Genomic DNA, 12577 nt, shown 5'->3' with positions numbered 1-12577 from the left:
GCATGACCACCCTGACTCGTGCCGACTGGGAACAACGCGCCCGCGACCTGAAGATCGAGGGCCGCGCCTTCATCAACGGCGAGTACACTGATGCGGTGTCCGGCGAAACCTTCGATTGCCTCAGCCCGGTCGATGGCCGCCTGCTGGGCAAGATCGCCAGCTGTGACGTCGCCGACGCCCAGCGTGCGGTCGAAAACGCCCGCGCCACATTCAGTTCCGGCGTCTGGTCGCGCCTGGCACCCAGCAAGCGCAAAGCCACCATGATTCGTTTTGCCGGCCTGCTCAAGCAGCATGCCGAAGAACTGGCCCTGCTCGAAACCCTGGACATGGGCAAGCCGATCAGTGATTCCCTGAACATCGACGTTCCCGGCGCGGCGCAAGCCTTGAGCTGGAGCGGTGAAGCCATCGACAAGCTCTACGACGAAGTGGCGGCTACGCCGCACGATCAGTTGGGCCTGGTAACCCGTGAGCCGGTGGGTGTCGTGGGGGCTATCGTGCCCTGGAACTTCCCGTTGATGATGGCCTGCTGGAAGCTCGGCCCGGCGCTGTCCACCGGTAACTCGGTGGTGCTCAAACCGTCGGAAAAATCCCCGCTGACCGCTCTCCGCATCGCCGCACTGGCGATCGAGGCCGGCATTCCGAAGGGCGTGCTGAACGTGCTGCCAGGCTATGGCCACACCGTCGGCAAGGCCCTGGCCCTGCATATGGACGTCGATACGCTGGTGTTCACCGGCTCTACCAAGATCGCCAAGCAACTGATGATCTACTCCGGCGAATCCAACATGAAACGTATCTGGCTGGAAGCCGGCGGCAAGAGCCCGAACATCGTGTTCGCCGATGCCCCGGACCTGCAAGCCGCCGCCGAATCCGCCGCCAGCGCCATCGCCTTCAACCAGGGCGAAGTTTGCACTGCCGGCTCGCGGCTGTTGGTGGAGCGTTCCATCAAGGACACGTTCCTGCCACTGGTGATCGAAGCCCTCAAGGGCTGGAAGCCTGGTAACCCTCTGGACCCGGCCACCAATGTCGGCGCCCTGGTCGATACCCAGCAGATGAACACCGTGCTGTCCTACATCGAGGCCGGTCACAGCGACGGCGCCAAACTGGTGGCCGGCGGCAAGCGCATCCTTGAGGAAACGGGCGGTACGTACGTCGAGCCGACGATTTTCGACGGCGTGAGCAACGCCATGAAAATCGCCCAGGAAGAGATTTTCGGCCCGGTCTTGTCGGTCATTGCCTTCGACACCGCCGAGCAGGCCATCGAGATCGCCAACGACACGCCGTACGGCCTGGCCGCGGCGGTATGGACCAAGGACATCTCCAAGGCCCACCTGACCGCCAAGGCCCTGCGTGCCGGCAGCGTCTGGGTCAACCAGTACGACGGCGGCGACATGACCGCGCCGTTCGGTGGTTTCAAGCAATCGGGTAATGGTCGCGACAAGTCGCTGCATGCGTTCGACAAGTACACCGAGCTGAAGTCGACCTGGATCAAACTCTGATCCCTTTTGTGGGAGCGGAAGATTTGCGGTAGACACACATCCCCTGTGGGAGCGCGCTTGCTCGCGATCGCGGTATGACAGTCGACGACTTTGTTGAATGTTGCGCCGCTATCGCGAGCAAGCTCGCTCCCACAATGTTTTGGGTGGCGCTTGGGATTGATAACTGTCCACAGGAGCGTGGAAATGCGTTGGGCGACCTATTTCGCCGTGTTGGCGTCTGTCCTGAGTGTCGGCCTGGCCTTGGGCGTGAGCATGCCGCTGGTGTCGCTGCGCCTGGAGGGCTGGGGCTATGGCTCGTTCGCCATTGGCGTGATGGCCGCCATGCCGGCCGTGGGGGTGTTGCTCGGGGCCAAGGTGTCCAGCCGGCTGGCGGCGCGGTTTGGCACGGCAGCGTTGATGCGTCTGTGCCTGTGGGGCGGCGCGGTGTCCATCGGGTTGCTGGCGCTGCTGCCCAGCTATCCGGTCTGGCTGCTGCTGCGCCTGTTGATTGGCGTGGTCCTGACCTTGGTGTTCATTCTGGGTGAGAGTTGGATCAACCAACTGGTCATTGAGAAATGGCGTGGGCGACTGGTGGCGCTGTACGGCAGCAGCTACGCCTTGAGCCAGTTGTCCGGCCCACTGCTGCTGGGCGCGCTGGGGACCGCTCATGACTACGGGTTCTGGGTGGGTGTCGGTTTGCTGCTGATCGCACCCTTACTGTTGCTGGGCCGTAGCGGTGCGCCGAGCAGCGAGGCCGGCAGCGTTACGTTTGGCGACTTGTGGACGTTTTGCCGGGGCTTGCCGGCGATTGCCTGGGCGGTCTCGTTGTTCGCTGCGTTCGAGGCCATGATCCTCACGTTGCTGCCGGTGTATTGCCTGCGCCAGGGCTTCACCGCCGACGTAGCGCTGGCCATGGTCAGCACCGTGGTGGTCGGTGATGCCCTGTTGCAGTTGCCCATTGGTGCCCTGGCCGATCGCGTGTCTCGTCGGGCGCTGTTGACGGGCTGTGCAGTGGCGCTGACGTTATCGAGCCTGGCGGTTCCGCTGTTGATCGATACCCTGTTGATCTGGCCGCTGTGGGTACTGTTCGGCGCCAGTGCCGGCGGTTTGTTCACGTTGTCGCTGATCCTGATCGGCGAGCGTTACCGTGACGATGCGCTGGTGCGGGCCAACGCCCACGTCGCGCAACTGTGGGGCCTTGGTTGCCTGATCGGGCCACTGGTGGCGGGAGCGGGCAGTCAGTGGATCAGCGGGCATGCGCTGCCCTTGTTCATGGCCGCAGGGGCGTTTGGCCTGGTGATCCTGCTGTTGCGCCAGGGGGCGTTCGGGGCGACCCAAGCGGCCTGAGCACACCAAACCCCGTGGCGAGGGAGCTTGCTCCCGCTCGGTTGCGCAGCAACCGCAAAAGCCGGGACTGCTTCGCAGTCCAGCGGGAGCAAGCTCCCTCGCCACAACAGCGGGGTGCCCCTACAGCATCCGCTCCAACCCGATCGTCGTGCTGAACCAGGCATTGAATCGGCGCCACCAACTGCCCGGTTCGCGGTTCAGGTCGTGCGTCTGGCCATTGTCTTCGGTGGTCCAGACGAGCGTTCCATCCTCCAGCCTGGCCTGATAGCTCAGGGCTGGCGCCATGCCCTGCAAGGCCAGTTCGCGCACTTGGCTGGCGAGTTCAGGGCTGTCCACCAGCACGCCGACTTCGGTGTTCCACAGCACCGAGCGCGGGTCGAAATTGAACGAGCCGATGAACGATTTCTGCTGGTCGAAGATGATCGCCTTGCTGTGCAGGCTGGAGTCCGATTCGCCGTAGGATTTGCTGTAGAACAGGTGCGGGCTGCTGCCGGTGTCGCCCGGTTGTCGTCGCAGTTCGAACAGGCGTACGCCATGTTGCAACAGGGCCTTGCGGTACGGTGCATAGCCGCCGTGCACGGCGGGCACGTCGGTGGCTTCCAGGGAGTTGGTCAGCAGGCTCACCGACACGCCGGCATCGGCGCGACTGGTCAGGTACACCAAGCCTGGCTGGCCGGGGACGAAGTAGGCGGAAATCATGATCAGTTCTTTGCTGACACCCGTCAGCTCGGGGGCCAGTTGGGTGGTCAACAACAGTTGAGGGTCCGGTTCGTCCTTGGCCAGCACTTTGCTGGGCGCGTCCCACAGTGCCTGGTTCCAGGCCCAGATCAGCTGATCGCGCCAAGTGTCCAGGCGCGGTTGGGTTTTGTAGGCGGTCAGCTGTTGGTAGAGCGCGTGATTTTCCTTTTGGGTCTGCTCCATGGATTCTTGCAGGTGCAGGCGGCTGTTGGCCAGGTCCTTGGGCGTGGGGCGATGGGACAGGAACTGCTCGATGGGTTTGCTCAGGGCGCTGTTCCAGTACTGGTCGAAGCTGTGACCCAGTTGTTCGGCCACCGGGCCGACACTGAGCAGGTCGATGTCGGTGAAGTTCAGGTTGGGTTCGGCGTCGAAATACTCATCGCCCAGGTTGCGACCGCCGACGATGGCCATGCTGTTATCCGCCAGCCACAGCTTGTTGTGCATCCGGCGGTGTTGCTGCGAAAGGTTGAGCAGGCGGCCGAGGCTGCGAGTCACGCCGGTGGCACGTCCCAGGTGCAGCGGGTTGAACAGGCGGATCTGGATCTGCGGATGAGCGGCGAGGGTGGCGATGATCTGATCCTGGCCATCGCTGGTGGTGTCGTCCAGCAATATCCGTATGCGCACGCCCCGGTCGGCGGCCTTGAGCAATTCATCTACCAGCATCCGCGTGCTGATGCCGTCATGGACGATGTAGTACTGCAAATCCAGGCTGCCTTGGGCGTGGCGAATCAACTCGGCCCGGGCAATGAACGCGTCGGTGCTGTCCGATAGCAGCCGAAAGCCCGAGCGTCCTTCATGGGCGGCAGCCTGGGCCTGGACCGAGCGGCCGAACGAAGATTCGGCGGCCGGTAAGGCCTGGGAGGGCTCGCGGGTGACATCAAGACCGGCGCAGCCGCTCAGCAGTGAGGCGACTAACAGCAGCGCAGGCAGGATCGGTCTGGATCTCACGTAGGATCGTTCCGCTTGTTCACGTTGATCGGCTGTTGGGTGCTGCTTCCCTGGGTAAAGTTCAGACGACGTCGCGCTGGGTTTCGTTCAACAACGCGATAGCGGCGGTTCCTACCTTGCGTACGGCCTCTTCGATCTGGGCCGTTGGCTTGGCAGCGTAGTTCATCCGCAGGCAGTTGCGGTACTTGCCCGATGCCGAAAAGATGCTGCCGACAGCGACCTGCACGCCTTGGTCGAGCAGGACCCGATTGAGCTTCAGCGTGTCGAAGCCTTCCGGCAATTCGACCCACAGCATGAAGCTGCCCCGCGGGCGACTGGCCCGGGTGCCCGGTGGGAAATAGCGGCTGACCCAATCGATCATCACGTCGCGATTGCGCTGGTATTGCGTACGCATCCGGCGTAAATGGGGTTCGAAATGCCCACCCTTGAGAAATTCGGCAATGGCGATCTGCGGTTGTGGCGCGGTGGAGCCGGTGCTGATGTATTTCATGTGCAGTACCCGCTCCAGATACCGGCCCGGCGCGACCCAGCCAATGCGCAGTCCTGGCGCCAGGGTCTTGGAAAAAGAACTGCAGAGCAGGACGCGGCCGTCTTCATCGAAGGACTTGATGGTGCGCGGGCGAGGGTAGGTGTAGGCCAGCTCGCCATACACATCATCTTCGATGATCGCCACGTCGAAGCGCTGTGCCAGGGTCAGCAGCGCGCGTTTATTAGCGTCGGGCATGATGTAGCCCAGCGGGTTATTGCAGCTGGGAGTCAACTGTATGGCCTTGATCGGCCATTGCTCCAACGCCAGTTCCAGGGCATCGAGGCTGATGCCGGTGAGCGGGTCGGTGGGGATTTCCAAAGCCTTCATGCCCAGGCCCTTGAGGGTTTGCATGGCCCCGTGAAAGCTGGGTGAATCCACTGCGACGATATCGCCTTGTTCGCAGGTGGCACGGATGCTGACCGACAGGGCCTCATGACAGCCAGTGGTGACGATCAAGTCGTTGGGCCCCAGCTGGCAGCCGGAGTCCAGCGACAGCCGGGCGATCTGTTCACGTAGCGCGAGGTTGCCGTAGATGTTGTCGTAATACAGGCCGGGCATGTCTTGTCGGCGGCTGATCTGCGCCAGGCTGCGCAGCAGCGGTTTCATGGTCGGCGAATGGATATCCGGCATGCCGCGTCCCAGTTGCACCACGTCCGGGCGCGGTACGGCGCGGATCAGTTCCAGCACCTGGTCCCACTGGGAAATATCCACTGGGCGCTGGGCCGGACGGCCTACCACCGGCAGGTCCGGCAGTTCGCGGCCCACGGGTACGAAATAGCCGGACTTGGGCCTCGGCATCGCCAGCCCGCTGTCTTCCAGCACGCGATAGGCCTGCTGCACCGTACTCAAGCTGACCCCATGTTCCGTGCTCAATGCCCGCACTGATGGCAGCCGGTCGCCGGGGCGGTAGAAGCCCTGTTCGATGCGGGTACCGAGCAATTCGGCGAGGTTCACGTAGAGGGTCATGGTGCGCTCCCGATGAGATGAGGTAACTGCAACCAATACAGTTGGGGTGGAAAATGGCAATTCAGTGCCGTTAATGCTGAATCTGTATGCTTATAAAAGAAATCAGTTGAATCTGTATCGCTTCAAGCCGTCCGCGCATCATGAAACCTCTGGCTACCCAAGTAAACAGGAGCGATCAAAATGAACGGCTTGAGCGATGTGCGGCTGACGTTACACAGTCAGGAATTGGCGGCAGGGCGAGAGAAAGGGCTGCGCAGCGCGACATTGCGCAATGCGCCGTCCGGCCTGAACCGCTGGGCCCTGTTCTGGCATCGTCTGCATACACGCAAGGCCTTGTTGGAACTTACACCCGAACAGTTGCGTGACATCGGGCTGAGTCGGGAGCAGGCACGGGAGGAGGGGCTCAAACCGTTCTGGCGGCTTTGAAGCAATAGGAACCCGGTGGCGAGGGAGCTTGCTCCCGCTGGGCTGCGTAGCAGACCTTCTTTTTGCGGTTGCTGCGCAACCGAGCGGGAGCAAGCTCCCTCGCCACCGGATCCGGGACTAAACCAGCTCTTTCAACCGATGCCACAACATCCCCAGCGCCAACAGCGGTGAGCGCAAATGCTTGCCTCCCGGGAAGGTCATGTGCGGGACCTGGGCGAACAGATCGAAACCGCTGCTGTGTTGCCCGCTGATGGCTTCGGCCAACAATTTGCCAGCCAGGTGCGTGGCATTCACCCCATGGCCGGAATAGGCCTGGGCGTAATACACATTGGGTTGGTCCTTGAGCCGACCGATCTGTGGCAAACGGTTGGCGCCGATACCAATCATCCCGCCCCATTGATAATCGATTTTCACATCCGCCAATTGCGGGAACACCTTGAGCATCTTCGGACGCATGTAGGCGCCAATATCCTGCGGGTCGCGACCGGAATAGTGACAGGCCCCGCCGAACAGCAAGCGGCGATCCGCCGAAAGCCGATAGTAATCCAGGGCCACGCGTTGATCGCAGACCGCCATGTTCTGTGGCAACAACGCCTGCGCCTGGGCCTGGCTCAAGGGTTCGGTGGCGATGATGTAGCTGCCAGCGGGCAGCACCTTGCCGCCCAGTTGCGGATTGAGTCCATTGAGGTAAGCGTTGCAGCCCAGCACCAGCGTTTTGGCGCGGACCGAGCCCTGTTGGGTGTGCACCTTCACTTCAGGACCGTAGTCGATGTGTGTGACCGCCGATTGCTCGAACAGCCTGACCCCCAGCTGTTGCGCGGCGGCGGCTTCGCCCAGGGCCAGGTTCAGTGGATGCAGATGCCCCGAGCCCATGTCGATCAACCCACCGACGTAGCGATCCGAACCCACGACGCTGTGCATTTCGTTGGCTTGCAGCAGTCGGGTCGGATGGCGATAACCCAGGCTGCGCAGTTCTTCGGCGTCTTCGGCGAAGCCCTCCAGGTCGCTGGGCTTGTTGGCGAGGTCGCAGTAACCCCAGGTGAGGTCGCACGGGATCTGGAAACGCTCGACGCGCTGTCGGACGATTTCCACGGCCTCAAGGCCCATGAGCTTCATCTGGCGCACGCCGTCGGCGCCGATGATCGGCGCAAACTGATCGAGGCCATGGCCGACGCCACGAATCAATTGGCCGCCGTTGCGCCCGCTGGCGCCCCAGCCGATCCGGTGCGCTTCCAGCAGCACCACGCTCATGCCGCGCTCGGCCAGTTCGATGGCCGTGTTCAACCCGGAGAACCCGCCGCCGACCACGCAGACATCCGCCAGCCGTTCACCCTGCAGCAGCGGATGGTCCGGTTGCGGCAGGCTGCTGGCGGCGTAATAAGAGGCGGCGTGCGCGTGGCTCGGGACAGGTTGCTGAACACGGGCGTTCATGTGCGTAATCCTGATTTTTGTGTTTGAGAAATTTTACGGAGCATAAGCTGGCGATTCCTTACTGGGCAACACCGGTCGGCTGGCGCTGTCTGGTGCGCGGCTTTTAAGGCAGAATCCTGGACCGTCTCCTTCGGTAACCGCCTCGATGAGCTGCAACAGTCAAAAAATCCGCACGCTACGCCAGCAGATTCCCTCGTTCGAGTGCGTACCGGGCTGCCATGACTGCTGTGGTCCGGTGACCACCTCGCCCGAGGAAATGGCCCGCTTGCCCCGCAAGACCCGGGCCGAACAGGACGCGGCCATGGACGCACTCGACTGCGTGCACTTGGGGCCTGACGGTTGCACCGTCTACGACGAGCGCCCGCTGATCTGCCGGCTGTTCGGCACCACGGCGACCTTGCCGTGTCCCAATGGACGGCGGCCGGTGGAATTGATTCATCCGCGGGTCGAGAAGCAGATTCATGAATACATGGCTGCTAATCGGCAGGTTCTAGTCTAGTGAGATCGTTCCCATGTTTCGCGTGGGAATGCTGCCCGCTCGCGAAAGCGGTCCGGAGCCAGGCTCAATCCGGAATCGGCAGGTTCAAGCTCTCCTTCACCTCTTCCATCACGATGTAGCTCTTGGATTCACGCACATGGGGCAGCTTGAGCAGGATGTCCCCCAGCAGCTTGCGGTACGAAGCCATCTCGGAAATCCGTGCTTTCACCAGATAGTCGAAATCCCCTGACACCAAGTGACATTCCAACACGTGAGGCAGTTTCAGCACGGCGCGTCGGAACTCTTCGAACGTGTCGCCGGATTTGTAGTCGAGGCTGATCTCGACAAACACCAGCAGGCTACCCTTCAAGTGCTGCGGATTGAGCCGGGCGTTGTAGCCCATGATGATGCCCTCACGCTCCAGGCGCCGTACCCGCTCGGTGCAGGGCGTGGTGGAGAGGCCGACCTTTTCCCCCAGCTCGGTGAAGGAGATGCGCCCGTCCGCCTGGAGAATGCGCAGGATATTGCGGTCGATCTTGTCCAGCTCACGTTTGGTCTGGGTGTTGGTACGCACAGGTGATGCGCCTCCGTGAAAAGGGTTTTTGCCGAGAATTCTCGCCAAATATAGGCGTTTATATAGTGAAAAGCACTGGCTGATCTTTTTTACACTGCGACCATCAAAGCTATGTACAACAAACGTCAGCGGTTATCCGCGATGAGGGCATCAACATGCGCGTTCTGGTCTTGGGTAGCGGCGTCATCGGTACCGTCAGTGCTTATTATCTGGCCCGTGCCGGGTTTGAAGTGGTGGTGGTCGACCGTCAGCCGGCGCCTGCCATGGAAACCAGTTTCGCCAACGCCGGCCAGGTGTCGCCGGGTTATGCCTCGCCGTGGGCCGCACCGGGTGTACCGCTCAAGGCCATCAAGTGGCTGCTGCAGCGCCACGCGCCGCTGGCGATCAAGGCCACGGCCGATATTGACCAATACCTGTGGATGGCACAGATGCTGCGCAACTGCACCGCCAGCCGCTATGCGATCAACAAGGAGCGCATGGTGCGCCTGTCCGAGTACAGCCGTGACTGCCTCGACGAGCTGCGCGCCGAAACCGGCATTGCCTACGAGGGCCGTAGCCTGGGGACCACCCAGCTGTTCCGCACCCAGGCCCAGCTCGACGGCGCGGCAAAAGACATCGCCGTGCTGAAAGAGTCGGGTGTGCCGTTCGAAGTACTCGACCGCGAAGGCATCGCCCGGGTCGAGCCGGCCCTGGCCAATGTCACCGACATTCTGGCCGGTGCCTTGCGCCTGCCCAACGACCAGACCGGCGACTGCCAGATGTTTACCACGCGCTTGGCGGAAATGGCCGAGAAGCTCGGAGTGCAATTCCGCTTCGGCCAGGATATCCAGCGCCTGGACTTCGCCGGTGACCGCATCAACGGTGTCTGGATCGACGGCAAGCTGGAAACCGCCGACCGCTACGTCCTCGCCCTGGGCAGCTACTCGCCGCAACTGCTCAAGCCTCTCGGGATCCGTGCACCGGTGTATCCGCTCAAGGGCTACTCCCTGACCGTGCCGATCACCAACCCGGCGATGGCGCCGACTTCGACCATTCTCGACGAAACCTATAAGGTCGCGATCACCCGCTTCGACAACCGTATTCGGGTGGGCGGCATGGCGGAAATCGCCGGTTTTGACCTGTCTCTCAACCCACGTCGGCGCGAAACCCTGGAGATGATCGTCAACGACCTTTATCCTCAGGGCGGCAATCTGGCCGAGGCGAGTTTCTGGACCGGCTTGCGCCCGACCACTCCGGACGGAACGCCAATCGTGGGCGCCACGCCCTTCAAGAATCTGTTCCTGAACACCGGCCATGGCACCCTTGGATGGACCATGGCCTGTGGTTCCGGTCGCCTGTTGGCCGACCTGATGGCGAAGAAAAAGCCGCAGATCAGCGCCGAAGGCCTCGATATTTCCCGTTATGGCAGCAAACACCAGGAGTCTGCAAAACATGTCAATCCAGCGCCAGCTCACCAATGACCGCATGAGCCAGGTTGTCGTGCACAACGGCACCGTTTACCTGGCCGGACAGGTCGGCGACGACATGAACGCCGGTATTGAACAGCAGACCCGCGAAAGCCTGGCCAATATCGAGCGCTTGCTGGACCTGGCCGGAACCGACAAGAATCGTTTGCTATCGGTGACGATCTACTTGAAGGACATCGAGGCTCACTTCGAAGGCATGAACGCGGTTTGGGACAAATGGTTGCCCAAGGGCGTCGCCCCGGCCCGCGCCACGGTGGAAGCCAAGCTGTGCGAACCGGAGATCCTGGTAGAGCTGTCCGTCGTGGCCGCGTTGCCTTAAATACCGGCCCAAACGATCCCTCTCCCGGTGCTGTTGGTGGTTCATGCTGTCAGCCAGCACCGGTTTTTTATTCATGACCGCCTAGAAGCCTGCCGCCATGCGTCCTGCCCGTGCCCTGATCGATCTCCAAGCCCTGCGTCACAATTACCAATTGGCCCGCGAAGTCACGGGGGCCAAGGCCCTTGCGGTGATCAAGGCCGACGCCTACGGGCACGGCGCGGTGCGTTGCGCCGAGGCGCTGCAGGACACGGCAGACGGGTTTGCCGTGGCCTGCATCGAAGAAGCCCTGGAACTGCGGGCCGGTGGGATCCGCGGACCGATCCTGCTGCTGGAGGGTTTTTTCGAGGCCAGTGAGCTGCCGTTGATCGTCGAGCACGATTTCTGGTGCGTGGTGCATTCGTTGTGGCAGCTCGAAGCGATTGAAAAAGCCGCGCTGAGCCAGCCGATCACGGTCTGGCTCAAGCTCGATTCCGGTATGCACCGGGTCGGCCTGCATCCGGCGGATTACCAAGCGGCCTACCGTCGCCTGCTCGCCAGCGGCAAGGTGGCGAAGATTGTCTTGATGAGTCACTTCGCCCGTGCCGATGAACTGCACGATCCCAGCAGCACTGAGCAACTGGCGATATTCGACAAAGCCCGCCAGGGCCTGGTGGCGCAGATCAGCCTGCGCAACTCACCGGCCGTGCTGGGCTGGCCGCAGGTACCCAGCGACTGGGTGCGCCCGGGCATCATGCTCTACGGGGCCACGCCCTTCGACGAGCCCAACGCCGTCGCCTCGCGCCTGCAACCGGTGATGACGCTGGAGTCGAAGATCATCTGCGTGCGCGAATTGCCCGCTGGCGAACCGGTGGGCTACGGTGCCCGTTTTGTAACCACGCAACCGACCCGGGTCGGGGTGGTCGCCATGGGGTATGCCGACGGCTACCCGCGCCAGGCGCCGAACGGTACGCCGGTGCTGGTGGATGGGCAGCGCAGCCAACTGGTCGGGCGGGTGTCGATGGACATGCTGTGTGTCGACTTGACCGATGTCCCCCAGGCCGGGCTCGGCTCGACCGTGGAGTTGTGGGGCAAGAACATCCTTGCCAGCGACGTTGCCAAGGCCGCCGACACGATCCCCTATCAGATTTTCTGCAACCTGCGGCGGGTGCCACGGCTCTATTCCGGGCATTGACGTACGGCGTCGGCTACCGAAAGTCGCTTCACCGCACAGGATTCGGGTCCAAGTGTTGTAAATACTGAACGCTGTCGCCATGATAACGCTCACTTTCCTCACAACCTGATTCCCTGGAGGCTCCAGCATTGGACGTCGGTGAACGACTGCAATCCATTCGTAAACTCAAAGGCCTTTCCCAGCGTGAGCTCGCCAAGCGTGCGGGCGTCACCAACAGCACTATTTCAATGATCGAGAAGAACAGCGTCAGCCCCTCGATCAGCTCGCTGCGTAAGGTCCTTGGCGGGATTCCCATGTCCATGGTCGAGTTTTTCTCCGAAGAAATCCTTCAGGAGAAACCGACTCAGATCGTTTATAAAGCCAACGAACTGATCGACATCTCCGACGGCGCCGTGACCATGAAGCTGGTGGGCAGGGCACACCCAAGCCGGGCGATCGCCTTCCTCAACGAAATCTATCCGCCTGGCGCCGACACCGGTGAAGAAATGCTCACCCATGAGGGCGAGGAAACCGGGATCCTGGTGGAGGGGCGGCTGGAACTGGTGGTTGGTGTCGAAACCTTCGTGCTTGAAGCGGGCGACAGCTACTATTTCGAAAGCACCAAGCCCCACCGTTTTCGTAATCCGTTCGACGTGCCGGCGCGACTGATCAGCGCAGCCACGCCGGCCAATTTCTAGAAAAAGCGGCGCCGGCCCCTGCGGCAAAGGCG

12 protein-coding genes are annotated in these 12577 nt (G+C 62.1%); 8 read left to right on the top strand and 4 right to left on the bottom strand.

The window, feature by feature from the left end; translation table 11 throughout:
• Positions 1-2 precede the first annotated feature (2 nt).
• Together BM300_RS15270 and BM300_RS15265 are read left to right on the top strand one after the other, a co-directional pair.
• Positions 3-1496, top strand: a complete 1494-nt coding sequence (locus tag BM300_RS15270) for an aldehyde dehydrogenase (RefSeq protein ID WP_063323808.1) — start codon at positions 3-5, stop codon at positions 1494-1496.
• Positions 1497-1679: 183 nt separating this feature from the next.
• Positions 1680-2822, top strand: coding sequence for an MFS transporter (locus BM300_RS15265; protein WP_092148288.1), 1143 nt, complete (start codon positions 1680-1682; stop codon positions 2820-2822).
• 120 nt (positions 2823-2942) lie between these two features.
• Here the strand turns inward: BM300_RS15265 and BM300_RS15255 are convergent, their stop codons facing one another.
• Positions 2943-4508, bottom strand: coding sequence for a phospholipase D family protein (locus tag BM300_RS15255; protein ID WP_092463244.1), 1566 nt, complete (start codon positions 4506-4508; stop codon positions 2943-2945).
• A 61-nt stretch (positions 4509-4569) separates the two neighbouring features.
• Entirely contained in the window at positions 4570-6003 is a 1434-nt protein-coding gene (locus BM300_RS15250) for an aminotransferase-like domain-containing protein (protein WP_072343125.1), read from the bottom strand.
• A 180-nt stretch (positions 6004-6183) separates the two neighbouring features.
• Here BM300_RS15250 and BM300_RS15245 point away from each other — a divergent pair, with 180 nt between their 5' ends.
• On the top strand, positions 6184-6429 hold the full coding sequence (locus BM300_RS15245; RefSeq protein WP_092221266.1) for a DUF1127 domain-containing protein: 246 nt from the start codon (positions 6184-6186) through the stop codon (positions 6427-6429).
• 117 nt (positions 6430-6546) lie between these two features.
• Here BM300_RS15245 and BM300_RS15240 read toward each other — a convergent pair whose 3' ends face one another.
• Positions 6547-7860 (bottom strand): NAD(P)/FAD-dependent oxidoreductase, encoded by a 1314-nt coding sequence (locus BM300_RS15240; RefSeq protein ID WP_092463242.1) that lies wholly within the window; start codon positions 7858-7860, stop codon positions 6547-6549.
• 145 nt (positions 7861-8005) lie between these two features.
• Between BM300_RS15240 and BM300_RS15235 the strand changes: the two genes are divergently transcribed.
• Positions 8006-8359 carry a YkgJ family cysteine cluster protein gene (locus tag BM300_RS15235; protein ID WP_063323814.1) on the top strand — a complete coding sequence of 118 codons (354 nt, stop codon included), beginning with the start codon at positions 8006-8008 and terminating at the stop codon, positions 8357-8359.
• A 64-nt stretch (positions 8360-8423) separates the two neighbouring features.
• Here the strand turns inward: BM300_RS15235 and BM300_RS15230 are convergent, their stop codons facing one another.
• Entirely contained in the window at positions 8424-8912 is a 489-nt protein-coding gene (locus tag BM300_RS15230; protein ID WP_003206849.1) for an Lrp/AsnC ligand binding domain-containing protein, read from the bottom strand.
• Between the two features lie 155 nt (positions 8913-9067).
• Here BM300_RS15230 and dadA point away from each other — a divergent pair, with 155 nt between their 5' ends.
• The 4 genes from dadA (at position 9068) to BM300_RS15210 (ending at position 12545) form a co-directional block, all read left to right on the top strand.
• On the top strand, positions 9068-10372 hold the full coding sequence (gene dadA, locus BM300_RS15225; RefSeq protein ID WP_092148276.1) for a D-amino acid dehydrogenase: 1305 nt from the start codon (positions 9068-9070) through the stop codon (positions 10370-10372).
• Positions 10344-10697, top strand: a complete 354-nt coding sequence (locus BM300_RS15220; protein WP_003206844.1) for a RidA family protein — start codon at positions 10344-10346, stop codon at positions 10695-10697. The genes dadA and BM300_RS15220 overlap by 29 nt, the downstream gene beginning before the upstream one ends.
• 97 nt (positions 10698-10794) lie before the next feature.
• Positions 10795-11868, top strand: coding sequence for an alanine racemase (gene alr / locus BM300_RS15215; protein WP_092148273.1), 1074 nt, complete (start codon positions 10795-10797; stop codon positions 11866-11868).
• Positions 11869-11996: 128 nt separating this feature from the next.
• Entirely contained in the window at positions 11997-12545 is a 549-nt protein-coding gene (locus tag BM300_RS15210; protein WP_003206841.1) for a cupin domain-containing protein, read from the top strand.
• The last annotated feature ends 32 nt before the right edge of the window (positions 12546-12577 follow it).

This window comes from Pseudomonas sp. NFACC46-3 (genome assembly GCF_900114515.1).
Taxonomy (GTDB): Bacteria; Pseudomonadota; Gammaproteobacteria; order Pseudomonadales; family Pseudomonadaceae; genus Aquipseudomonas; species Aquipseudomonas fluorescens_Q.
Note: the sequence above shows the minus strand (reverse complement) of the source record. Positions and strands in the feature narration are given on the sequence as shown.